Raw genomic sequence first — 25,157 nt, 5'->3', positions numbered from 1 at the left:
GCATGCGGGACTATGGCCAGACGAACATTTTCGATCACGTAATCAAAGAGGATGAAACATTTGTGATCGTCGTCCAGGAAGTGACAGAGCAGAATGGACAGCTGCATAAACGGGTGCTGAGGGAGTATCCGAGTCTGAAGATGGAAGGGATGAAAAACCTTTTCGACCACTTGCGGGACGTATACCGCGAGGAAGCTTTCTCAGCCCGCGGCAAATATTTTGATATTACAATCTATACAAATGAGGACTACGCAGGGGATAATATATATGCCCATGTAAAAAGATACCGCAACAGCAAGGAATGGACGACGACTTCAAAATAATTAAGATATCCCGGGTCCCGGGATAATTTTTTGCCTCTATATTTTATTTGAATATTCTGTTTTATTATAAAATTTTTATGATACAATTAAAACTAAGTAAAGAAAATATTTACAAAGGGGACAAGGTGTATGAAAAAATTCTCATGGTTACTTGTTTTGATGCTTACGTTGTCGTTTGTACTTGCAGCATGCGGTGGAGGCAGCAGTGACGAGGAAACAACAGAAGAAGCAACGACTGAAGGAACATCAACTGAAGAAGAGGGCGCTTCCGGGGATAGTGCTTCCACAGAAGGTTGGGTTGAAAACATTACTGTACTGACCGGTGGAGAAGCAGGGGTATACTTTCCGCTTGGCGTAGCAATGGCGGATATCATCGATTCCGAGCTGGAAGGTGTTTCAGCAACTGGTGTATCATCCGGTGCTTCGGTTTCAAACGCGGAACAGCTGAACAATGGGGAAGCGCAGCTTGCGCTTGTACAGAATGATATTGCCTACTATGGTGCTGAAGGCATGAACATGTTTGAAGAGCCGCTTGACAACTACAGTGGTGTGTTTACAATCTACCCGGAAACGATCCAGCTTGTCACACTGGCTGATTCCGGTATCGAGTCCGTCTCGGACCTTGAAGGCAGACGTGTAGCAGTCGGGGATATCGGTTCCGGTACGGAGGCGAATGCGACGCAGATTCTTGAAGCACATGGCCTCAGCGTCGAAGATATCGATGCTCAGCCTCTCGACTTTGCTGATGCTTCAACAAACCTGCAGGATGGAAATGTGGATGCTGCATTTGTTACAGCAGGCACACCTACAGGTGCTATCCAGGAACTCAGTGCAAGTGCAGATGTCAGGCTTGTAAGTTTCGACCAGGAAGCAATCGATGGTCTGATGGAAGAATATACGTACTATACTCAGCAGGAGATTCCAGCTGATGCATACGAGAACTTTGACAGCACAGCAACAACTGTAGCCGTTCAGGCAATGCTCATCGCGTCGAACGACATTCCTGAAGACCAGATGTATGAAATCACCAGGGTCATCTTTGAAAATCTGGATGACCTGGCGAATGCTCACGTACGTGGAGAAGAATTGACTGTTGATACAGCACAGGATGGCATGTCCATCGACCTCCACCCAGGTGTCCAGCAGTATTATGAAGAGCAGTAGTCGAATGGTGGTTAGGGATATCAAAAAGACATTGCAGCGACGCAATGTCTTTTTGGCCCTTGTAGGACTTATTATTATTGCTGTCATATTGCTTTACATATTGCGTCCGGAATATATGGTGATCTCGGATATGGAGACGGACGAAGTGCTGTACTCCGCTGCTGTGGAAGAAGGGGAACGGTTCGCAGTGACATATATACATTCAGTGGAACGTTCGCCTGTAAAGGAAGTTTTTGAAGTAAGAGGAACGGATGTCTATACGATGGAAAGTCATACAGAATCGTTTGGGGCAGGCATGCCATACGAAGGGGATGAAGTTGAAATGAAGGACGGAGTGTTCATCATCAGAAATATCAACCGGCGTGTGCATGGCGGTGTGCTCAGAATCAGACCCTCCTCGGTATTTCCGCATCATATCCAGGTGGGTGATGACAGAATCACCCTCTCGGAAGCGCCCTATAAGGGCAGAAATCTGGAAGTCAAAGTGATCCGAACTTACTTTGGGAGGTGAAAGTGATGGAAGATAGAGATCAAAAGAGGATGATACAGGAACTCGAGGGCAGCGACCGGACACTGGGCAGAAAGATGGGATTCATGGTAAGCATCGTGGCCATTGGACTTGCCATGTTCCACTTGTATGTAGCAGGCTTTGGTCTGCCGGGCATCGGCTCCCGGACGTTTCTGGTCATCCACCTGATATTGGGTGTCGTATTGGTATTTCTTATTTTTCCAATCAGGAAAGGAATGAATCAGAAGACAATTCCATGGTATGATCTGCTGCTCGCAGTCGTTTCATTCGGGATGGGTGTCTATCTGATCAGAAGACAGACTGCCGAAGCAATCCTATCTGCGAGACCGACGGAGATCGATCTGATCATCGGCGCACTGTTCGTTGTAATCGTCATTGAGGCGACCCGGCGTGTAGTAGGATGGCCACTGGTCATTATAGCAGGTGTTTTCATATCCTACTTTTTCCTCGGGGAATTCATGCCGGGAGAGTTCTACCATAATCGTGGAGACTTCTCACGTTTCATCTATGAAATCGTATACCGGAGCAATGGCATCTTCGGGACGCCGATCTATGCTTCGGCACAATTTGTCTTCATCTTCATACTTTTTGGGGCAATACTCGAATCGACGGGGGCCGGCAAGATGTTCATCGACCTGGCAATACGGGGGTTCGGAAAGTTCAAGGGCGGCCCGGCCAAAGCCAGTGTGGTTGCGAGTGGAATGATGGGAAGCATCTCAGGAAGCTCGACTGCAAATGCAGTGACCACCGGAACGTTCACCATCCCTCTGATGAAAAAAGTGGGATTCCCGCCGCACGTTGCAGGCGGTGTTGAAGTCGCTGCCTCCTCCAGCGGACAGTTCCTGCCGCCGGTCATGGGTGCAGCTGCATTCATAATGGTGGAGTTTACAGGCATTCCATATTATGAAATCATTAAAAGCGCTTTTATTCCTGCACTGCTTGCATATGTCGGTATTCTTTTCATGGTCCACTTTGAAGCGAGCAGGAGAAACATCTCCGGTATGGATCCTTCAGAGATGTCATCGGCACGCAAGCTGCTGCTCCGGCAAGGGTACATGCTGGTTCCGATACTCATTTTGCTCTACTATCTCGTAATAGAGCGTGCATCGGTCAACGCATCTGCTTTCTATACGATCATCGCCATGATTGTCATTGCGCTGTTCACATACCGCTTCAAGGAACGTCTTGGAAGAACAATCCTCTATGCAGCTATACTGCTCGCTGTGACGTTTTCAATGCAGTACTTGGTCGGCTACGTGAACCAGGGGCTGGAAGGACTGAATGCGGCCTTCGGCACAAGGGTGTTCAACACCGAAACCATCCGATGGCGGGAGTCCATCTTCACCATGGTGCTCGGTGGTGTGGTAGTGGCACTGCTCTTCGGTCTGTTCCAGCGTTCAATGAAGCAGGATAAGGTGAAATCGGAATATGGAGCGAAGGAGCTGTTCGAAGGGTTTGATACAGCTTCGAGAAATGCCTTGAGCATCATTGTCGCCTGTGCCACGGCCGGAATACTGATCGGTGTCATTACAACGAGTGGCCTTTCAACCAAGTTTACAAGAATCGTAATCGAATTTTCGGATACGGTCGAAGGCTGGTTGCCGAATTTCATGATCACCGACAATACGCAAGTCTACATCGCACTTGTTCTGACAGTGTTCGCATGTCTTCTGCTTGGACTCGGGCTGCCGACGACAGCAACCTATGTAGTGCTTGCAGCAGTCATTGCGCCGGTGCTTACGGATCTTGGCCTGCCGGTCATTGTTGCCCACCTCTTCGTACTCTACTACGGTGTACTGGCTGACGATACACCGCCGATCAACCTGCCGGCCTATGCAACAGCGGGTATTGCCAATGCCGGACCGATCCGTACAGGTGTGCAGGGTTTCAAGTATGATTCTGCCGCACTGCTCCTGCCGTTCATGTTTGCGATCAATCCGACCATATTGCTGATTACGGATGCAACAGCGCTTGAAATGACCTGGGCGGTCATTACTGCCGCCATCGGCATGGCAACATTCGCGTCGTTCATCCAGAACTACATGCTCACCAACTACAATATTATTGAAAGAGTGGCCGCAGTGGCGACAGCACTTCTATTCATACAGAGTGACCTTCTGACCGATGCCATTGCGGTCGGGCTGTTCATCCTCATAGTGCTCTTCCAGCTCTATAAGAGAAGAAAAGAGAAGCGCATGCTCAAAACTGTATGAGGCTAAGCATTCGGACTGGGAAAAACTGTCCGGATGCTTTTTTAATTCGAATAATTTGCACAATCCGCAGATAAAAGTTTGTCCCAGCATATAATTATCTTTATAATGATTATTGTATACTAGCCGTATACTGTGAACATTGTAAATAACACTTGAAGCGGAGGATTTTCATATGAGAATTATTGTAGCAGGAGGGGACGGCTTCTGTGGATGGCCAACAGCCCTATATCTTTCCGAGAAAGGTCACGAAGTGACTATTGTCGATAGCTTGGTAAGACGTAAGATTGATGACGAGTTGCATTCCAATTCGGTAACACCAATCGCCTCTCTACAGGAACGTGTAGACAAATGGAGAGAACTCACTGGCAAAGAAATCAAAGTCTATGAAGGCGATCTGAACCACTATGATTTCCTGAGCTTGGTCTTCAAGAACGAGCGTCCTGAAGCTTTCGTGCATTTTGCAGAACAGCGTTCAGCACCATACTCCATGATTGACCGTGAACATGCGGTATATACACAGCAGAACAACGTGCTTGGCAACCTGAATGTACTTTATGCGATCAAGGAGTTCGAACCAGACTGCCACCTGATCAAACTGGGTACAATGGGCGAATACGGCCAGCCGAATATCGACATTGAAGAAGGCTACATCGAAATCGAACATAAAGGAAGAAAGGACACACTGCCATTCCCTAAGCAGCCTGGATCCTTCTATCACCTTACGAAAGTGCATGATACACATAACATCATGTTTGCCTGCAAAATCTGGGGCATCCGTGCGACAGACCTCAACCAGGGTGTTGTCTACGGTCTGAATACTGATGAAACGAAAAAAGATCCAGTACTTGCAAACCGTCTGGATTACGACGGTGTATTTGGTACGGCGCTCAACCGCTTCGTCATCCAGTCGGCAATCGGCCACGATATGACTGTATATGGCTCAGGCGGCCAGACACGTGCTTTCCTGAACATCAAAGATACAGTACGCTGTGTTGAGATTGCTGCTGAAAATCCGGCAGACGTAGGAGAGTTCAGAGTGTTCAACCAGTTCACCGAGTCCTTCTCTGTACAAGATCTTGCTGAAAAGACAAAGCAGGCTGCTGCAGAACTTGATATTGAAGCAAATATCAAGAGCATTGAAAATCCACGTATTGAAAATGAAGATCACTACTACAATGCAGTCAATACGAATCTGATCGACCTCGGTCTTGAACCACACCTGCTGACTCAAGACGTGCTCAAGGAAATGCTTAAAGAAGCGCTCGAGCATAAAGACCGCATCATTGTAGATAACGTTCTTCCAAAAGTTACTTGGAAATAAGGAGAGGTAATCCGTATGAAGATAGCGATTGTCACAGAGACATTCCTGCCGTCGACAGATGGCATCGTGACCAGATTGACAAAAGCAATAGACTATTTTATACGGGAAGGCCATGAAGTCCTGGTCATTGCCCCAGATCTTGGTGTATATGACTATAAAGGAGCGAAAGTGGTCGGCGTAAAGCCGATCACTTTCCCTTTTTACAGGTATAGAAAGTGGGGATTCCCGTCCCGCAAAGTGTATCATGAACTGAAAAAATTCCAGCCGGATGTTGTCCATGCAGTCAACCCGGTCCTCCTGGCTACAAGTGCAGTGAAGGCTGCACAGAAGCTCGACGTACCACTCGTATCTTCATACCATACACACCTGCCGAAGTATCTGGACTACTACAAGATCTACAGACCTGCGAAACCACTGCTATGGTGGTATATCAAACGCAATCACAAAAATGCGGATCTCAATCTGGTCACATCCAATGCCATCCGTGATGAACTCGATGCCCAGGGCATCAAAAGGCTCGATGTCATTCCGCGAGGTGTGGATGTCGTCCACCGTCATCCGAAGTATAAGGATGAAGAGATGCGGGAACGTCTGACGGGCGGCAAGCCTTCAAACAAGCTGCTCGTATTCATCGGGCGGATTGCCGTGGAAAAGGAGATTCCAAAACTGCTGCCACTGCTCGAGCAGCGTCCCGATATCAGCCTGGCGATTATCGGAGATGGACCGGCACGCGCGGATATCGAAAAACGCTTCAAGGGTACCAACACGGTATTCACCGGCTTCCTTCATGGAGATGATCTATCAAAGGCATTCGCTTCAGGAGATGCATTCATTTTTCCTTCAGTATCCGAGACGCTCGGTCTTGTGATTCTCGAATCGATGGCATCCGGCCTGCCGTTGATCGGTGCGAAAAGCGGACCGACGAATGAACAGGTGGAGCATGGCGTCAACGGCATGCTGTTTGAAAATGAAAACCTGGAAAGCATGCTCGAAGCAGTATCCGTGCTCGAGGATGAGGAGAAGCTTGAAGCGATGCGGCAGAATGCCCGTGAAGCAGCGATGGGCTACTCCTGGGATACAACGTCCCAGCGGCTGATCGACTTCTATATGGAAGCAAGAGACAGGCACTCTGTCGGCAACAGAAATATGTAATGGAGAGGAAGATATTCATGCGCATGGTAGATATCATTGCTAAAAAGCGTGATGGTGGGGAACTATCCAAGGAAGAAATCGATTATTTCATTACAGGATATACGGAAGGAGACATTCCGGACTATCAGGTTTCCAGTCTGCTTATGGCAGTTTTCTTCAATGACATGACCGAGGAAGAGCGTGCGAATCTGACAATGGCCATGGTCAAGTCGGGAGATGAAATTGATCTTTCGGCAATTGAAGGTGTGAAGGTAGACAAGCACTCCACCGGCGGCGTAGGGGATACGACAACACTTGTACTGGCGCCACTGGTCGCAGCACTTGATGTACCGGTCGCCAAGATGAGCGGGCGTGGTCTTGGTCATACGGGCGGCACAATCGACAAGCTTGAAGCAGTCGAAGGATTCCACGTCGAGATCAGCGAACAGGAATTTACGGATCTTGTAAACCAGAATAAAGTTGCGGTCATCGGCCAGTCGGGCAATCTGACACCGGCAGATAAGAAGCTCTACGCTCTGCGTGATGTCACAGCGACGGTCAACTCCATCCCGCTTATTGCGAGTTCAATCATGAGCAAGAAGATCGCAGCGGGTGCGGATGCCATCGTACTCGATGTCAAAACAGGTGATGGTGCATTCATGAAGAATGAAGAAGACGCTATTGCCCTGGCAGAAGCGATGGTTGCCATCGGCAATAATGTCGGCCGCAACACGATGGCCATCATTTCAAGCATGGCGGAACCGCTTGGCCATGCCATCGGCAATGCACTCGAAGTCAAAGAGGCCATCGATACGCTGAAAGGCGAAGGGCCGGAAGATCTGACAGCACTATGCCTGGAACTCGGCGCGCAGATGGCGGTGCTTGGTGGCGCAGCCGCAACACTGGATGAAGCAAAAGAGAAACTCCAGGCCGTCATCAATGATGGCCGGGCACTTGAGAAGTTCAAGGATTTCCTTGAAAATCAGGGCGGCGATGCATCCGTTGTCGATGATGTATCCAGATTGCCGCAGGCAGAATACCAGTTTGAAGTGAAAACGGATAAAAGCGGCTATGTTGAAGAGATTGCAGCTGAGGAGATCGGCATTGCATCCGCAATGCTTGGTGCAGGCCGCCAGACGAAGGAAGATGAAATCGATCTCGCAGTCGGTCTTGTTCTCAAGAAAAAGGTTGGTGACCGGGTGGAAGCAGGCGATACCATCGCTGTCATCCACAGCAACAGAGAAGATGTCAAAGATGTGGAACAGAAAATCATTGACAACTACAGAATCGGGCAGACCCAAAATGAAATAGAACTGATCAAACAGGTCATTACAAAATAAAGAGGCTCCAAGTGAGCCTCTTTATTTATGTGTGAGGAGTGTCTGCAACAATCAGGTCCTTCTGCTTTTCGCAGCAGACCTGGTTGCGCCCAAGCTTCTTTGCGATATATAGATGTTCATCCGCTGTCCTGTACAGCTTGCCGATTCTGTCGACCTGTTCCGGGTAGGATGCGAGCCCGATGGAGATGGTGATACCGACAAACTCCCCGTTATGCATGATGTAGTGGCTATGTTCGATGGTGGTTCTGAGGCGTTCTGCAATTTCAAATGCCTCATCCCGTGTTTTCCCTTTCAGTATGATTGCGAATTCTTCTCCACCGTTGCGGGACAGAATGCCTGCCTCCCCGACGACCGACTGCATCTTACGACTGACAGCCCGGAGTATCTTATCCCCTTCGGGGTGTCCGAAACGGTCATTGAAGGATTTGAAGAAGTCGATGTCCAGAATCATCAGGGAAACATTTTTCCCCGAATCCAGTGCGTCCACTCTACTGTCGAAAGCCCTTCTGTTGTATAGGCCGGTCAACCCATCAATGGAAGCCTCCTCTTCGTACTGTCTGAACAGCCGGTGGGACCGGGTCATGTAGTCTATCAGTGAGATGCTCAGTGCCATGCTGATGGCAGCCAGGAGAAAATAGTAGAATGCAACTTCCATGGCTACTGCTGGGTCGCCGGTATTCATGACGAGTGTCGTGAAATACAGTGCGACAACAACAAGCACAAGGGAGATTCCGAGCACATAGTCGCCCAGTTTCTTCAGAATACTGTAGGCGATGAAGACACTGGCCATGACAGTCAGAAGGACACCCGGTGATACGGTTGCAATGGCCCAGGGCGAAAGGGCCGCCCATCCGAAAAACACACCTGAACTTACCAGATAGGCCTGGGAACTGTTGAACATGAGTACCAGCATCAAAGCGACCATACTTAGACTGAAATAGATTTCATGTTGGGTACCGACGGCATAGTAGTTGAGCAGAATGGAGATGAAACCGCCCATCAGGCCCCCGAAAATACTCTCGTAGAGACGGCTCTGCAGCAGAGGTTCCATCTTCCATTTGATTTGAAAGTACAGGTACAGGAATGCAACCAGCATTGAGAACAGTACGATCATATCGAGAAACATAAATTTCCTCCATCAGTTTTGATAATAGTTTTGAAATTTCTTTGAAATTCTATAGTATCTATGTAAATAATGAAAAAATATCAATTGATTACCAGTATCTACTATAACATATTATGTATATATTATTATCTTCAATTCGAAGCGATAAGGGGGATTCCGACTATCTTCTTATTGGAATAAATTATTCACTTTGGATTAATGAGTGATAATTCCATTGATTGTAAGTATAATATAATGAAGAGAAATATAAAGTGAGGAAGTGTGGAAATGAATGAGCGTGTCGAAGTTCATGTAGTGGAACCTGATGAAGTATTTCGCCGTATTCTGATGCGAACATTGGAAGATGGAAATGACGCTGAGCAGCTCGGCGTTCATGGCTATTCGGACGGCTATGATTTCATGGAACGGTATAGTTATGGGGAAGCAAGATGCATCTATATCATCAATGACATTCTCCCGAAGAAGAACGGCATCGAGCTTGTGCAGCATATACGCAGAACGGATATCGAAGGTGTCATCTACTTTATGACACGTTCGAACACTGAAGAAGAAATGGTATATGCATTGAACATGGGCGTCGACAGCTACTTCATCAAACCTTTCAATCTGAGAGTCTTCCAGGCCAGGATCAATCGGCTGGTCAACCGGGGAGAGAATCTATGGGTGTAAGTATCAGCCTCAATGTTGTACTATGGTGCATCCTTGCTTTGGTCGTCATTCTTGCTGCGCTCGTTGTGGTTTTCATCACCCAGTCGCAGCGCAGAATCAGAAGAAGGGACGAGGTGGCTCGATATATCGAACGTCATCTTGAAGACTGGTATGAATATCTGGCCAAAGGTGATGGACTGGGTGCACTCCCCAGATCAAAGGATGCTGATGTGGAGGCGATTGAGAAGATCTTCTTTGCCTTCAAGCAGAATGCGTCGTCAAAGGATATAGACGGAAGAATCATCCAGGTTGCCACAGAGCATCTTGCTCCCCGCTATAGACGGCAGCTTAAAAGCGGCAAATGGGCCTGCAGGGTCAATACACTGAGTAAACTCATCGAATTCGAGCTGCCGGGCTTTGAAACAGCATTTACCAACGAGGAAATACTGCGGCTGAGCAGATACGAGTACTTTCTTTTCTTGAGCTACCTGTCCATATTCGACATGGATCGTTTCCTGCACATCTACTTTTTGAGGAAAGACCTATCGGAATATGAGAATAAGAAAGTGTTCAATCAGCTGAGTGACAGGAAAGCCGAGAAGCTGATAGGCAGATTCGAAGAAATTGCATTACCCGGGAAATATGCGCTCATCGGCAGAATTTCCCTCATGCCATCCGGCAGTTCCATTGAGTTCCTTGAATCCCTGCTTGGTAATCGAACATCTGAAGTACGTATACGTGCGCTGAAAGCCATCCAATCAATTGGACATGTTCAGGAATCCTGTCGATATGACAGATTCTACAATTCCGATGTTTGGGAAGAGCGGCTGCTTGTCACCCGTATCGCTCCACTGATCGGTGAAAGCTCCATTTCTCAACTTAAGGAACGGCTGGATGATCCGCATGAAATGGTAAGAAGAGAAGCGGCCCGGTCCCTGTCGCGCTTCAGGGAACCGATGGTAAAATGGGCTATACCGATGCAACGGGAGACGCTGACGGTACGGAAGGAAGGTGAGATGTGATGGATTGGCAGAGTATTGGTCTTGTACTTGGATGGATCATTCTGATTTATGTGCTGAGCATCACGCTCTTCTACATACTTATGATGGCTTTTGCCTACCAGGCACTGGCGAAGAGAAAACTGCTTGATGATGAAATGCTCGATGATGATCTGAGGACCAACCTTTTCACCAAGCCGGTTTCCATACTTGTGCCTGCCTATAATGAAGAGGCGGGAATTGTGGAAAGTCTGCATTCCCTCATCAATCTGAGATATCCGGAGTCGGAAATCATTGTCATCGATGACGGGTCGAAAGACAGCACAGCAGAGACGGTCATCGAGGCTTTCAGCATGAAGCGGATCTATCCGACGATCGTCCAGCATATCGAGACGAAAAAGGTAAAGAGAGTATACCAGTCGAAGCTCCACCCGAAAGTCTTCATGATCATGAAGGAGAATGGGGGCAAGGCGGATGCGCTGAATACCGGCATCAATCTGGCCAGATATCCCTACTTCTGCTCGATTGATGGAGATTCCATACTGGATGAGAATTCACTGCTCAAAGTGATGCGCCCTATCATCGCATCGGACGGCAAAGTGGTTGCTGCAGGTGGTAATGTGAGGATTGCGAACGGCAATGATATACATTTCGGATCACTCGTGGAACGGCAGTTGACGCGCAGGCCTGTCGTCATGATGCAGATCATCGAATACTTGAGAGCGTTCATGCTCGGACGCATCTTTCTGAGCCGCTTCAATATGGTGCTGATCATATCCGGTGCCTTCAGTGTATTTTCAAAGCGTACCGTCATCGCCGCAGGCGGCTATACACCAGGTGTCATCGGTGAAGATATGGAACTGGTCGTCAAAGTCCATGAGTATCTGCGCAGAACCAACTCGGATGAACGCATCGAATTTGTACCTGAACCCGTGTGCTGGACGGAAGCACCGACTACGCTCAGGGTGCTGAGACGCCAGCGGAGAAGGTGGAGCCAGGGGCTTATTGAGAGCCTGTGGCGGCACAAGCATATGACACTGAATCCGAAGTATGGCAGAATTGGACTTTTTGCCTTCCCGTATTTCTGGCTGTTCGAGGCACTCGGTGCAGTGGTTGAGCTTGGCGGATACATCTATATCATCGTATCCTTCTTCCTTGGTACGCTCTATGTGGAGATGGCGCTCATGCTGATGCTTGCGCTGATCCTCTACGGATCCATCTTCTCGTCCTTCTCGCTGCTGCTCGAGGCATGGACGACGAAAAACTATACACGACCGCGTACCATTCTCGCAATGGTGCTTCTGGCACTTTCGGAAACATTCTGGTACCGTCCGCTGACATTATTCTGGCGACTGGAAGGCATCTACAACTTCATGCGCAAGAATCATGACTGGGGCAGGATGGAACGTCAAGGACTGGGAAGAGGGAAAACACAAAAATGAAGAAGTACATCATTATCGGTATTCTGATCGTCGCAGTCGGAGTTGGAATATACTTCGTCTTCGGCAACAGCCAGGAAAGAGAGGCGCATGAAATACAGCCTGCTCGGATCACTGGGGATCAGTTTGAAGTGAAGACACCGGATGGCTGGGAACAGATGACCATCAAAGGCGTCAACATGGGGATGGCCAAGCCCGGCTATTTCCCGGGTGAAGCAGCGATTACAGAAGATGAATACTATCGCTGGTTCGAACAGATTGGCGAGATGAATGCAAATACGGTGCGTGTATATACTCTGCATCCGCCGGGTTTCTATAATGCACTTGCCCGCTATAATGATAGAAATGAAGAAAACATCTACATCATGCATGGTCTATGGGCGGATGAAGGCAAGATGCACGACGGACTTGATGCCTTTGATGAAGCGCTGAATGAAGAGTTCAACCAGGATATGATGAATGTAATGGATGCCATCCACGGCGGCGGCACTGTCGAACCTGAACCTGGAAAGGCATCCGGTGACTATACGAAAGATGTATCCGGCTATGTCATCGGCTGGATCATGGGCGTCGAGTGGTATCCGCCATTTGTCGTCGGGACGAATGAAAAGCATGATGATATCGGCCAGTATGATGGCACTTTCTACCGTACTGAGGATGCCTCGCCGTTCGAACACTGGCTGGCTGAGAAGATGGACTACATCTCAAAGTATGAAAATGAAACATACGGTTCGCTGCGTCCAATGAGCTTTACCAACTGGGTGACAACGGATATTCTTGAGCATCCATCCGACTCTTCGGATATGGAGGATCTTGTGAGTGTGGATCCGAACGTCATCTATACAGAAGGTGAAATGGAAGATATCGGCCAGTATGCCTCCTATCATATCTATCCATACTATCCGGACTTTTTGAACTATGACAAGAAGTATGTGGAATATACAGACCATAGAGGAGAAAAGAACAACTACGCCGGCTATCTCAATGAGATGGTGGCTGAGCACCGGCTTCCGATCCTTGTTGCGGAATTCGGGGTGCCAGCATCCCGCGGACTGACTCACCGGAATCCATTCGGCTGGGATCAGGGATTCCATACTGAAGAGGAGCAGGGTGAGATTGTAACGCATCTCTACGAGGATATTCTGGAAGAGGGCATGCTCGGGGGACTGATCTTCACCTGGCAGGACGAGTGGTTCAAACGGACATGGAATACGATGGATTATGATGATCCGGACCGCCGCCCGTTCTGGTCGAATGCACAGACGAACGAGCAGCAGTTTGGTCTGCTGAGCTTTGATACACATAAGATTAAAGTGGATGGAGATGGCTCCGGTTGGGAAGGTGATCCGCTGTATACAGGTTCCGGGGTGCTTGAATCATTGACGATGGATCATGATGAGCGGTACCTCTATTTGAAAGTCGAACACGATCCTGAAATGGAAGGCGGCATCAATATTCCACTGGATGTCATTGACGGCCAGGGCAATCATACGCTAAATGGTCAGATTGAATCGGAGGATGGCATCGACTTTCTGATTGATATCAATTCTGAGCAGTCCAGAGTGACAGTGGACGACTATTACGATTTCTTTGAAATCCAGTATGGCCATACACTTGAAATGATAGATGCCGGGGAGGCACCGGAAATGGATTCGGGGGAATTCAATCCGATCCGTCTGGCATTGAACAAGGAGTACTATCTGCCGGATAGGGGCGTGACACTTCCGTTTGAGTCCTATGAAACTGGACTGCTGCGGGAAGGTATCGGTGATCCGGAAGCGGAGTCATACGATTCACTTACTGACTACAACTGGAATCGTGAAGAAGGCGTGCTTGAAATCCGTCTGCCATGGCAGCTGATCGGTGCGCGCGATCCGAGCCAGCGGGAATTCATCGGCAACATCGCTGAAGATGGACTCGAAGCTTCAGTTCATATTGACGGTATTGGTGTCGGTGCCTATGTCACAGATGACCGGCAGCTTGTGGATAGCCTGCCGGCGGTAGAAGCGGGGAGACTACCAGCACTCGATATGTATACGTGGGAAGAATGGGATATGCCTGAATCGGAAGAGCGGCTGAAAAAGTCCTATGACATCATCAAAGAAACATTCAGCGAGTAGGAACGGAAAAGAATGGCGGGGATGCTGCATCCCCGCCATTCTTTTATTTTTACAGACCGGGCCCATTTGGATTATAATAAGGTAAAATAACTGCGGAGGCCGATCATGATAACGAACTGGATACCTCAATTTGAATTGCTGGAACAGAGCTACCAGCAGAAATTGGAAGACCAATATCAAGTGCTCGATAAGGAAGAAATCAGGAAAGTGTACGAGGATGCATATCGGAACCCTTCGTATGTAGATATGAGTTCCATAAGGGAGGTTCCTTATGCCACACCTGCCGAGCTGGATGAAGACATGCTGAATGATGTTGCCTATAATGCCATGGGCAAAGGAGAGGTGGCAGTACTGCTGATGGCTGGTGGTCAGGGAACGAGACTCGAGCACCAGGGACCGAAAGGCACATTTTCTTTTGAAGGGCGTTCTCTTTTCGAACTCCAGGCAAACCAGCTGCGAAATTTTGAAGAAAAGGTAAAGACACCTGTCCAGTGGTACATCATGACAAGTGATATCAACCATGGTGAGACGCTGGCATTCTTCGAGTCCCATCGCTACTTTGAACTGGATCCGGCAAATATCCATTTCTTCAGACAAGAGCATTTCCCTGCCCTGTCAAAGGACGGTGAACTGCTGATCACAGAGCAGAAGGATATTCTGCTGACGCCAAATGGTAATGGCGGTATTTTCAGCGCATTGAAAAAAAGTAGGATGCTTGATGACATGAAAGCGAGAGGCATCCGTCACGTCTTCATGAACAATGTCGATAATGTTGTAGTAAAAGTTGCCGATCCGCTGCTCATGGGGCTTCATATTCAGAATGATAACGAAGTGACTTCGAAATCCATCGCTCCGAAACCCGGTGAGAGTGTCGGGCGTCTGTGCCTTGTGGATGGTAGAAAAAGCGTTGTTGAATATACGGAACTGCCTGAAGGTGAAGAAGAGGCATTCAAAAATGGCAACATCGGCATCCATGCTTTCAACATGAAATATCTGGAGAAAGTTGCAGATGTCAGAATGCCCTACCATCTCGCATTGAAGAAGCTGGAGCATATGAACAGTACATTGCAGGTAGTCAGAGAAGAAGTGCTCAAGTTCGAAAAGTTCTACTTCGATGCATTTGTGCATGCAGATACCCATATGACACTGCAGGTCGACCGCAAGGGTGAATTTTCCCCGCTCAAGAACAAGGTGGGCAAAGACAGCATAGAGACAGCATATAAGGACCTGATGGATGCAGGCGTACTGTGATGTTTCTCCGGCAGAGCGAACCCCATAAGAAATTGTATTGGAAAAAACATGGGGTGGGAGAGAAGATTGAAGAGTCTCTGAAGCATATTGTGCCGCTATCCTTCGGGGAGGAAGTGGGCAATAGTGTGAGTCACGGTGTGGCGGCGCTCATATTCATCTTCATATTGCCGTTTACAGCAATCTATATGTACGAGCAGGGCGGAACGTTGCATGCAGTGGGAGGTTCAGTGTATGTCATCAGCATCCTGCTCATGTTTCTCACGTCGACACTGTATCACTCCATGGCACATAATACCCAGCATAAGTACATCATGCGTCTTTTGGACCATAGTCTGATCTATGTAGCCATCGCTGGAACGTATACACCAGTGGCACTGTCGGTGATCGGAGGCAAGTGGGGCATCATCACCTTGATCATCCAATGGGCAGCTGCGGTCTTCGGCATCCTCTATAAGGTGCTCAGCCCCAAAGTGAACAGTAAAGTAAGCCTCGGCTTCTACCTGGTGATGGGCTGGATGGCGGTTCTCTTCTTTCCGCAGATCATCAGCAATACGCACTGGATGTTCATATTCATGCTGACACTTGGTGGCATCAGCTATACGATCGGTGCATGGTTCTATGCTCAGAAGAACCGCAAGTACTTCCATATGATATGGCATTTCTTCATCATCGTTGCGAGCATTCTGCACTATATCGGCATCGTTTTCTACATCCACGCGTAGCTTGGGCGTTTTTGATTTTTCCGTTCAGTTTGTTATGATAGTTAATGTTGAAATCAAAACGGGAGTTGATTGGATGAAAATCGTCTTTTATGGTGCGGGCAATATGGCAAGTGCCATCTTTATCGGCATGATCGAAAATCGTGTAGTCAAACCGGAGCAGATCTATCTGACGAGCAGAAGCCAGCAGGATAAGGTCATGTTCTTCAAGGAGAATCTCGGCGTCAACGTTTCCTATGATGATACAGAACTTCTGGATGATGCAGACTATGTCATCCTGGCAAGCAAGCCGCAGAGCTTTCCGGATGTGGCCAAAAGAATCCGGCCGTATCTTGAAGAAAAGACAAAGATCGTGTCCGTCATGGCAGGCACCCAGATCAAGACAATCCGGCGCGAACTGCGGACGGAAAATCCGATTGCCAGAATCATGCCGAATACGAACGCGATGGTGCAGCATTCCGTAAGCGGCATCACATACTCCAGGAATTTCCCGGATAAGGATCAGCTGGTGGAACTGATGGAGAGTTTCGGTACGACGGTGGTGGTTGAAGAAGATGTCATGCATAACATCACCGCTGCCACAGGTTCAGGTTCTGCATTCCTGTATTTCATTTATGAAAAGTATGCAGAAAGCCTGATGGAGCTCGGGTTCAGCGAAGAGGAAGCATTGTTTCTGACAAGAAACCTGGTCATCGGTGCCGGGAAAATGGTGGAGGATTCTGAACTGCCATTCAGTCAGCTCAGGAAGAATATCACGTCCAAAAAAGGGACGACAGAAGCGGGGCTCAATGCACTGGATGGAGAAGGCATCAAAAGAATACTCACTGCAACATTGAATGCGGCAGCAAACCGGAGTGAGGAATTGAGCAAGGATGATGAATAGTATCGGTTCACGAATTTGTGGAAAGGGAAGTGCTTCATATAGACTGTATATGAAGCACTTTTTGTGAGGAGGAATAAAGTGAAGACGTTATATTATAATGGTTCAATATATACAATGAAGGCGCCTCTCGACACTGTCGAGGCACTGATTGAAGAAAACGGCAGGATACTTCAGACCGGTAAAGTGGAAGTACTCCGCAGCCAGGCGGACAGGGAAGTGGATCTGAAAGGGCAGACGTTGCTTCCCGGATTGACAGATACGCACCAGCATCTGATTATGATCGGAAAAAAACTGAAATCTCTGGCACTGCATGAAGTGTCAGATCTTGATGATATGAAGCGGCTGGTCAGTACATACGAGTCCACTGAAAAATGGAATCTCATTCTTGGCTACGATGAAAACAATTTTCCCGACCAGTACCGCCCATCCCATGAAGAGCTGGATGCGCTGACGGACAAACCGACACTGGTGACCCGGGTGTGCCAGCATGCCGGTGTCGTCAATACCCGGGGGTTGGAACTGCTTGGACTGGATCGTACAGTGACAGACCCCGAGGGCGGCTATTACGAACGGGATGAAAATGGAGAGCTGACAGGCTGGGTCTACGATAAGGCATTCGAAGCCATCAGGGATGCCACGGTCGAGGATGATGTGGATTCGTTGAGCGGTGATATCGAAACGGCAGTCGACCATCTGTATACATATGGTATTACAAATGCGCATACCGAGGACATGTCATATCATGGTCCTTATCAGATGCCTTTGGAAGCATATAAGAAAACACTTGGCCCCGACCGTAAGAAGTTCAGGGTCAACCTGCTCAGGCATGAACGGGTGTATGATGAGATGGTTGAGGACGCACCGGAATTCATAGAAGACTGGATCGAAAAAGATGCAATGAAGCTGTTTATGGATGGTGCATTCGGTGGCAGGACGGCTCTCGTCAATGCACCATATGAAGGTACCGAGGACCATGGACTCCAGATCCATTCGAAAGAAGCGCTTGAGTCGCTGGTCAAAAAAGCCCGTGCCAACAATGACGCGATTGCTGTGCACGTCATCGGCGACAAGGCAAGTGATCTTGTCGTTGATGCAATCGAGAAGTTCCCCGTGCCGGAAGGCAAGCATGATCGCCTGATCCACTGCAGTCTGCTGGATGCGTCCCTCATAGAGCGGATGTCCCGGCTGAATGTAATCTGTGATATCCAGCCGACATTCCTGACATCCGATATGCCATGGGTCGAATCCTACCTTGGCACAGAACGTCTGGAATACTTATACGCTTTCCGCACAATGCAGGCGCATGGACTACTGCTCGGCGGCTCTTCGGACGCACCGATAGAAGCAGTCAATCCGCTGCTTGGTATCCATGCACTTGTAACACGCAGAGGAAAAACAGGTGTGTATAATGAGAAGGAAGCTGTCAGCCGATATGATGCCTTCAGAATGTATACCCATAATGCCGCAAAGATTGTCTACAAGGCAGATCGGGCAGGGCTGATAGAACCGGGATATTATGCAGACTTTGCCATATTCGATAGGGATGTCATGACAGTCGAGGCGGATGAACTGCTTGAAACAAGAGTTGAAAAAACAATTGTAGACGGTACAATCGTCTACGATGCACATAACTAGAAGGAGGGATTCCATGGGTTTGAAAATCAGTATTTTCGGTGCTGGACATGGTGGCATCACTGCTGCTGTGGATATGACGGAGAGAGGCCACACGGTGACGCTGTACCAGTCTCCCCAGTCCAAGAAAGACTTGAGTAAAATAGAAGAAACGGGTGAAATCAATTTTAAAGGTTCACCTGTGAAAATTGATAGATTCACAAGAAATATTGCAGAAGCCGTAAAAGGTCAGGATGTTCTGATGCTGGCCATACCCTCCACTGCAGTCGAGCCTGTCGCAGAAAGCATTGCGCCATATCTTGAAGACGGCCAGTATGTGCTGATCAATAGTGCGAGCGCCATGTGCAGTATCCGCTTCAAACGGGTTCTGCATAATATGAAAACGGATGTGGACGTCAAAGTAGGGGAGACGATGTCACTCACCTATGCTTCAAGATATCACGCCGAGCGTAATGAAGCAGAATTGATCGGCTATAATAAACATAATCTGTTCGCAGCATACCCTTCCCGGCATACAGAAGAGATGCTCGTCGTTTTCAATCGGATGTATGACTATTTGAAGCCGGCTGAAAATATCATCGAAACAACATTGAACAATGGAAATCCCGAGAGTCATCCCGGCCCTTCGATTCTGAATGCAGGTAGAATCGACTATGCAGGCGACCAGTTCTACCTATATAAAGAAGGCATTACTGAGCATACAGTGAATGTCATCCACCGTATCGATGAAGAACGCCAGGCAATATGCAAAGTACTCGGCTTCGAAGCCCTTTCCAAATCCAAACGGAGTGTGAGAAGCGGATATTTTGAAGAGGACGAATCGTTGCTCGCGCAGTATAACAATTCCAAAATACTCAAAGATATACTCGGGCCGACCGACCTTGAAAACCGCTATGTAACAGAAGATGTATCGAATGGTCTGGTATTGTGGGCAAGCATTGGAGATATGGTAGACGTAGACACTCCGGTAATGGATGCTGTCATTACACTGACAGGTGTTCTCCTTCGACGTGACTTCTTCAGAGAAGGTGTGACACTAAGCAAGCTCGGCATAGAGAAAGTCAGCAGCGAGGAATTGAACCGGCTGATGAAGTACGATAGTACAAGAGATTAAAAGAAAACCTCCGACAGATCTGTCGGAGGTTTTCTTGTTTCAAGCTTATTAGTTGCCGACATCCTTCTGGTAGTACTTCTTGGAGTTGAAGTATTCCTCCTTCAACTCGATGATTTTCGGCGACAGTATAATCACTGCTATGATGTTAGGCATGATGACGAAGAATAGAGTCAGGTCAAGGAAAGCCCATAGTATAGTTGCACCGCCGATGGCACCGATGACGATTGATATGACATAGAGTGCCTTCATTACTGTGCCGGCCCATAATCCGAACAGATACTCCGCCTGTCTGGCACCATAGAAGACGACTACAGTGATTGTAGAAAAGACGAAGATGACGAGTGCTACAGAAACGACCGTACTTCCTATAGGACCAAATGATTCGGCAAAAGCACGTGCTGTAAGAGATTCCCTGACACTTTCCTCATGCGCATCATTATGCTGCCATACCCCTGTCATTATGACAACAAGCGCTGTTACGGTACATATGATCAGTGTATCTACAATAATTGCAATGACTGACCATAGCGCCTGCCGGATTGGATGATCGGTTTTAGCAGCTGCATGGGCAATCGGAGAGGTACCCAAACCGGCTTCATTACTGTAGACGCCCCGCGCAAAGCCCCAACGGATGGTTTCTGCAAGTACTGCCCCGGCACCGCCACCAAGCGCAGCCGTCGGATTGAATGCTTCTGTGAAGATAAGTGAAAAGACAGCGGGTACTGATGAGATATTCATAAAAATGATGATCAGCCCTGCAAAAATGTAGAACCCGGCCATGATGGGTACCAGTATCGAGGTGACCTTGCCGATGCGCTTGATGCCGCCGAATACGACAATACCTACAGCAACGGCCATGATGATTCCTGTGATCAACGGACTGAATGAGAACGTATCATCTATTGTGCTAGCCACTGAATTGCTTTGCACCATTATACTTGGCACAAGTTCAATCAGCAGAAAAATAGCATACCATGCAGCGAGCACTTTACCGACAAGCGGCCATTTGATTCCGTTCCTCATATAGTATGTAGGACCACCCACATATTCCCCCACTTCATTTTTTTCGCGGTAATGCAAGCCTAGAGCCGTTTCGCCGAATTTCAGCGCCATGCCGAATACAGCGATGACCCACATCCAGAAAACTGCACCGGGTCCGCCGAGCATTATAGCTACGGGCACCCCGACAATATTGGCGGCACCGATTGTCGAGGACAGTGCTGTAGTCAGTGTCTGGAAAGGGGTGATGGTTCCTTTGCCAAACGGTTTCTTACCTACCCTGCCGATAGTCTGTTTGAATATATATACAGGGTAGACGAATTGAAAGAATTTCAGTCTGATAGTCAGGTAGATGCTTGTAAAAAGGAGCATGATGATGATGGGGTAGCCCCAAAGAAAGCTGGATACTGCTGTAATTATCTCCATGTTGCGTCCTCCTTGAAAACCGTATTTTTCTCTTGTCTATTCATCAGGAAGGGCGTATACACTGACACTCTGGCTATTCGCATAGAATTCGCCGAATCCTTCTTCATCTATGGTCACGTTATCTTCGCGGTTGCCTGTGAAGTCGACCCATTCTTCTCCACTGCGCTCTTCTCCAACGTACATTTTCTTAACGCCATCCTCAAGGCCATTTGATACGACAACAGCACAACCGGAGTCTTCGACCTCTTCTTTGCCGAAACGCACCCAGCCGATGGTATCCGCATGGTCGAAGTAATCTTCCTGCTCGCCAAGTGCTCTGACATGTCTTGCACGAAGCAGCGGATCGATCGCTTCCGGCAATCCTTCCTTGTCATAGTCTCCATCAATACCATAATAGTCTCCATAAAATACACACGGATAGCCATCTCGTCTAAGCAGGATGAGTGCATAGGCGGACTGTTTGAACCAGTCATCTACGAAAGATTCCAATCCTTCTCCGGGCTGGGTATCGTGATTATCGACGAAAGTCATCGTATTCCATGGCGCTTCTTTGACAAGTGTACCTTCGAAAATCTGTGTCAGGTCATAATTCTCCTTTTCATTGGCAGCTTCGAACAGGTTATAGTGAAGTCCAACATCAAAAAGGTCGATGTCGAATTCAACATCCTTCAGGAATCCTTCCTTGGCTTCGATTTCCGGGTTCCAGAATTCACCGAAGAAATAAATATCCCGATCTGCATACTCCCTGACTTCATCTATGAATTCGCTGATGAACTTGCTGTCTATATGTTTGACTGCGTCTAGCCTGAAACCATCTACATCCAGCGTATCGGTGAGCCACTTGCCCCACTCGATCATTTCCGCTTTGACATCCGGATGATCGTAATAGATGTCGGAATACATCAGATAGTCGAAGTTGCCAAGCTCGTCATCTACGTTTTCGCTCCAGTCCTTATCCTCTCCCACAATTTTGAAGACGCCTGTACGATCTTCTTTGGCATCATAGTCGACGCCAACGAAATGCGTGAAGTTCCATTCGAACTTGCTGTATTTGCCTTTACGGCCAGGGAAGTAGAAGCGGGTGTAGCCATCAATATCGAAAGGCTCAGAAATTTCCTCCTGGCGGTTCCCTGCATCAACTTCTATCACCTTGAAAGTTTCAGTGTCGTCGCCGCCAGCCTTGTGATTCATCACGAGATCGATGTATACCATCAGTCCCGCTTCCCGGCATGCTTCAATCGCCTTCTCAAGCTGTTCGCGTGTACCATATTTGGTGCGTACAGCGCCTTTCTGATCAAACTCTCCGAGATCATAGACGTCATATACTGCATATCCCGCATTGGAAGGGTGATCGGCTTTGGTCGGTGGTGGCAGCCATACTGCATCGATTCCCATATCTTTAAGTTCCTGTGCATTATCCTTCAGACGGTCCCAATGCTTACCGTCATCCGGTACATGCCATTCAAAGTACTGCATGAGTGTAAAGTTCATAGTAGTCAACGTTCCCTTCTATAGTTCGTACCTCATATATAGCCTTTTCAGACTGCTTGTAATCATAAAAGTTCATACAATTATTCTGAATACATCGATTTCTTGGAATATATCAGCAGAAATCATGTTTCATGAATGTACGCTTCAACTTATCACAAAGTATTAAGAACTTTTTCATTTTATGGATATCGGGATATGTTATCATGATGATATTGAATCTAGCCTATAGAAGGAGAATTTCTCATGGTTACTAAAGAACAAGTAGAAGAAATAGTTGGTAATATAAATGATCCCATTCTTAACGTTCCTATTAAAGAGACGGATGGTATCAAGGAAATCAGCATCAAGGAAGAGAAGAAGCATGTAAGTGTCAAAGTGGCAATCGGTCGTCTTGGCGGCCAGGAACAGCTTGACCTGCAGATGAAGGTGGTCAATCTTCTCAAAGAAGCGGGTGCCGACACGGTCGGACTGCGATTTGATGAACTGGAAGAGTCGGTGATTGAAAAGCACCGGGGGACTGCAGGCAGTGAAGTGGAGAATAGATTCAAGGATAACAACACGCAGTTCATCGCTGTTGCTTCAGGTAAAGGCGGTGTTGGAAAGTCGACCGTTGCAGTCAACCTGGCTGTCGCGCTTGCCGAGAAAGGCAAAAAGGTCGGTCTGATTGATGCGGATATATACGGTTTCAGTGTACCTGATATGATGGGGATTACAGAGAAGCCGGGCATTGAGGATAAGACGATCATTCCGGTTGAACGTTTTGGAGTCAAAGTGATCTCCATGGCTTTCTTCGTAGAGGAGAATACACCTGTCATATGGAGGGGACCGATGCTTGGCAAGATGATCAGCAGTTTCTTCAATGAGGTTGCATGGGGAGAACTTGATTATCTGCTGCTCGACCTGCCGCCAGGCACAGGGGACGTTGCACTCGATGTCCACCAGCTGCTGCCGCACAGCAAGGAAATCATCGTGACAACGCCGCACCCGACTGCAGCATTCGTAGCAGCACGCGCAGGGGCAATGGCCCAGCATACAGATCATGATATCATCGGTGTAATCGAGAACATGAGCTACTTCGAAAGTGAACTTACTGAAGAGAAGGAATACGTCTTCGGTAAAGGCGGCGGCGAGAAGCTGGCCCGTGAACTTCAAGTGCCATTGCTCGGACAGCTGCCTTTAGGGCAACCTGAATGGAATGAACAGGATTTTGCGCCTTCCGTCTATTCTGAAACGCACAGAATCGGCAGTATATATAGAAGCATTGCGGACAATGTAATAAAAGAGAGCGAATAATCGCGGAGGAACTACAGTATGACATCGAAATACCTGGTAAGATTCTATTTCAGAACACTGCTCCTTGGTATGGTGGTTACAGCCATCGTGAGCCTGTTCACTGAATATCAGAACGTAACGCGTTATTTATTTGAAGGACAGATCGGCGAATTTCTGGCCGGTCTGGTCTGGTTTCTCGGCTATGGACTTCTGATTGCAACGGTCAGTCAGGTCGCTTTCTTCATATATCTGTTCATTCATCCATTAGGTATGGGCATCTTCAGAAAGCTATGGCCCTATGTACAGCTGCTGTTGGTAATGTATGCCATATTCGATCTGTTCTATGTAAGATTCTATAGATTAGGTATGGAAGCGGGTCACGTATGGAACTATATATGGATTCCGATTATCGTCATTGTGGCAGGTTTCATCGTTGCCAGATGGAAAGACCGCGAGGCGCCGGGTGGCAATCTGTTCATTCCGGCTCTCTTCTATATGATATTCATGACTTCCATCGCACTGATTCCATTTTTGAGTGTAGAGGATACTTCATGGATATACCGATCAATATTTACATTAATCATATGTAACGCATTCCAGCTTCTGATGCTGCCGAAGTATATAGAAGCATCAGAAAAGGAAAAGGCAGAGCGGGGAAGAGTAACCAAAGCAGAACGCAATGAACAGAAAAGAAATGCAAAACAGCAAGAGGATATTCAGCAGCAAGAGAAGGAAAAAGCACAAATCGAGAAAAGAAACGCTTTGAAATATAAAAACAAAACACGCCAGAATAAGCGTCATGACAAGGGTTGAGAGGCAGTGCAATGCACTGCCTCTTTCATATTGTGTAAGACTACAATATTAAAATCAATCAAAACGTTGACACCTGCTTGCCCACTTGGTATTATATAAAAGTCGCCAAAACACGGACGACATAAACAAGCACAGCACAGCAGATTGCTTCCAAAAAAATATAAAAAAGGTGTTGCATACGAATTGCTGAAGTGCTATAATAGAT

The 25,157-nt window shown here is 47.7% G+C and carries 21 protein-coding genes; 18 read left to right on the top strand and 3 right to left on the bottom strand.

Annotated elements, in window-relative coordinates:
- The first annotated feature begins 2 nt into the window (after window positions 1-2).
- The 7 genes from J4760_RS09875 (at window position 3) to J4760_RS09845 (ending at window position 8,021) form a co-directional block, all read left to right on the top strand.
- Window positions 3-323, top strand: a complete 321-nt coding sequence (locus tag J4760_RS09875) for a hypothetical protein (RefSeq protein ID WP_145288190.1) — start codon at window positions 3-5, stop codon at window positions 321-323.
- A gap of 129 nt (window positions 324-452) precedes the next feature.
- Window positions 453-1,487 (top strand): TAXI family TRAP transporter solute-binding subunit, encoded by a 1,035-nt coding sequence (locus tag J4760_RS09870; RefSeq protein ID WP_237605579.1) that lies wholly within the window; start codon window positions 453-455, stop codon window positions 1,485-1,487.
- Between the two features lie 4 nt (window positions 1,488-1,491).
- Window positions 1,492-1,998 carry a DUF1850 domain-containing protein gene (locus J4760_RS09865; RefSeq protein ID WP_237605578.1) on the top strand — a complete coding sequence of 169 codons (507 nt, stop codon included), beginning with the start codon at window positions 1,492-1,494 and terminating at the stop codon, window positions 1,996-1,998.
- Between the two features lie 5 nt (window positions 1,999-2,003).
- Window positions 2,004-4,229 carry a TRAP transporter permease gene (locus J4760_RS09860; protein ID WP_237605577.1) on the top strand — a complete coding sequence of 742 codons (2,226 nt, stop codon included), beginning with the start codon at window positions 2,004-2,006 and terminating at the stop codon, window positions 4,227-4,229.
- A gap of 172 nt (window positions 4,230-4,401) precedes the next feature.
- Window positions 4,402-5,550: an NAD-dependent epimerase/dehydratase family protein gene (locus J4760_RS09855; protein ID WP_145288192.1), complete on the top strand. Its 1,149-nt coding sequence runs from the start codon at window positions 4,402-4,404 to the stop codon at window positions 5,548-5,550.
- A gap of 15 nt (window positions 5,551-5,565) precedes the next feature.
- Window positions 5,566-6,702 carry a glycosyltransferase family 4 protein gene (locus tag J4760_RS09850; RefSeq protein WP_237605576.1) on the top strand — a complete coding sequence of 379 codons (1,137 nt, stop codon included), beginning with the start codon at window positions 5,566-5,568 and terminating at the stop codon, window positions 6,700-6,702.
- 17 nt (window positions 6,703-6,719) lie between these two features.
- The gene (locus J4760_RS09845; RefSeq protein ID WP_237605575.1) at window positions 6,720-8,021 is read left to right on the top strand and encodes a pyrimidine-nucleoside phosphorylase; all 1,302 of its coding nucleotides are present in this window, start codon (window positions 6,720-6,722) and stop codon (window positions 8,019-8,021) included.
- 25 nt (window positions 8,022-8,046) lie between these two features.
- On the opposite strand, the gene J4760_RS09840 is transcribed toward J4760_RS09845, so the two are convergent.
- The gene (locus J4760_RS09840; RefSeq protein ID WP_237605574.1) at window positions 8,047-9,147 is read right to left on the bottom strand and encodes a GGDEF domain-containing protein; all 1,101 of its coding nucleotides are present in this window, start codon (window positions 9,145-9,147) and stop codon (window positions 8,047-8,049) included.
- Between the two features lie 267 nt (window positions 9,148-9,414).
- On the opposite strand from J4760_RS09840, the gene J4760_RS09835 reads away from it, so the two are divergent.
- The 9 genes from J4760_RS09835 to J4760_RS09795 all read left to right on the top strand — a co-directional run bounded on the left by J4760_RS09835 (window position 9,415) and on the right by J4760_RS09795 (window position 19,951).
- A complete protein-coding gene (locus J4760_RS09835; protein ID WP_237605573.1) occupies window positions 9,415-9,816 on the top strand; it encodes a response regulator transcription factor in 402 nt (133 codons plus the stop codon).
- Window positions 9,807-10,817, top strand: coding sequence for a HEAT repeat domain-containing protein (locus J4760_RS09830; RefSeq protein WP_237605572.1), 1,011 nt, complete (start codon window positions 9,807-9,809; stop codon window positions 10,815-10,817). Before J4760_RS09835 ends, J4760_RS09830 begins: the two co-directional genes overlap by 10 nt.
- Window positions 10,817-12,235, top strand: coding sequence for a glycosyltransferase family 2 protein (locus tag J4760_RS09825; protein ID WP_237605571.1), 1,419 nt, complete (start codon window positions 10,817-10,819; stop codon window positions 12,233-12,235). The genes J4760_RS09830 and J4760_RS09825 overlap by 1 nt, the downstream gene beginning before the upstream one ends.
- Window positions 12,232-14,352: a hypothetical protein gene (locus J4760_RS09820; RefSeq protein ID WP_237605570.1), complete on the top strand. Its 2,121-nt coding sequence runs from the start codon at window positions 12,232-12,234 to the stop codon at window positions 14,350-14,352. Before J4760_RS09825 ends, J4760_RS09820 begins: the two co-directional genes overlap by 4 nt.
- A 105-nt stretch (window positions 14,353-14,457) precedes the next feature.
- Entirely contained in the window at window positions 14,458-15,603 is a 1,146-nt protein-coding gene (locus tag J4760_RS09815) for a UTP--glucose-1-phosphate uridylyltransferase (protein ID WP_237605569.1), read from the top strand.
- A complete protein-coding gene (gene trhA / locus J4760_RS09810; RefSeq protein WP_370637562.1) occupies window positions 15,603-16,325 on the top strand; it encodes a PAQR family membrane homeostasis protein TrhA in 723 nt (240 codons plus the stop codon). The genes J4760_RS09815 and trhA overlap by 1 nt, the downstream gene beginning before the upstream one ends.
- Before the next feature lie 73 nt (window positions 16,326-16,398).
- Window positions 16,399-17,205 carry a pyrroline-5-carboxylate reductase gene (gene proC / locus J4760_RS09805; RefSeq protein ID WP_145288219.1) on the top strand — a complete coding sequence of 269 codons (807 nt, stop codon included), beginning with the start codon at window positions 16,399-16,401 and terminating at the stop codon, window positions 17,203-17,205.
- A 78-nt stretch (window positions 17,206-17,283) separates the two neighbouring features.
- Window positions 17,284-18,840 (top strand): amidohydrolase, encoded by a 1,557-nt coding sequence (locus tag J4760_RS09800; protein WP_237605567.1) that lies wholly within the window; start codon window positions 17,284-17,286, stop codon window positions 18,838-18,840.
- A 13-nt stretch (window positions 18,841-18,853) separates the two neighbouring features.
- The gene (locus J4760_RS09795; protein ID WP_145288225.1) at window positions 18,854-19,951 is read left to right on the top strand and encodes an NAD/NADP-dependent octopine/nopaline dehydrogenase family protein; all 1,098 of its coding nucleotides are present in this window, start codon (window positions 18,854-18,856) and stop codon (window positions 19,949-19,951) included.
- A 48-nt stretch (window positions 19,952-19,999) separates the two neighbouring features.
- Here the strand turns inward: J4760_RS09795 and J4760_RS09790 are convergent, their stop codons facing one another.
- Together J4760_RS09790 and J4760_RS09785 are read right to left on the bottom strand one after the other, a co-directional pair.
- Complete coding sequence (locus J4760_RS09790) at window positions 20,000-21,376, bottom strand: alanine/glycine:cation symporter family protein (protein WP_237605566.1); 1,377 nt, start codon at window positions 21,374-21,376, stop codon at window positions 20,000-20,002.
- Between the two features lie 36 nt (window positions 21,377-21,412).
- The gene (locus tag J4760_RS09785; protein ID WP_237605765.1) at window positions 21,413-22,867 is read right to left on the bottom strand and encodes an alpha-amylase; all 1,455 of its coding nucleotides are present in this window, start codon (window positions 22,865-22,867) and stop codon (window positions 21,413-21,415) included.
- A 243-nt stretch (window positions 22,868-23,110) separates the two neighbouring features.
- On the opposite strand from J4760_RS09785, the gene J4760_RS09780 reads away from it, so the two are divergent.
- Complete coding sequence (locus J4760_RS09780) at window positions 23,111-24,160, top strand: Mrp/NBP35 family ATP-binding protein (RefSeq protein WP_145288234.1); 1,050 nt, start codon at window positions 23,111-23,113, stop codon at window positions 24,158-24,160.
- Between the two features lie 18 nt (window positions 24,161-24,178).
- Window positions 24,179-24,952: a KinB-signaling pathway activation protein gene (locus J4760_RS09775; RefSeq protein WP_237605565.1), complete on the top strand. Its 774-nt coding sequence runs from the start codon at window positions 24,179-24,181 to the stop codon at window positions 24,950-24,952.
- The last annotated feature ends 205 nt before the right edge of the window (window positions 24,953-25,157 follow it).

The organism is Salinicoccus sp. ID82-1 (assembly GCF_021991715.1).
In the GTDB taxonomy this organism is placed as follows: Bacteria; Bacillota; Bacilli; order Staphylococcales; family Salinicoccaceae; genus Salinicoccus; species Salinicoccus cyprini.
This window is presented reverse-complemented; position numbering and strand designations above follow the sequence as displayed.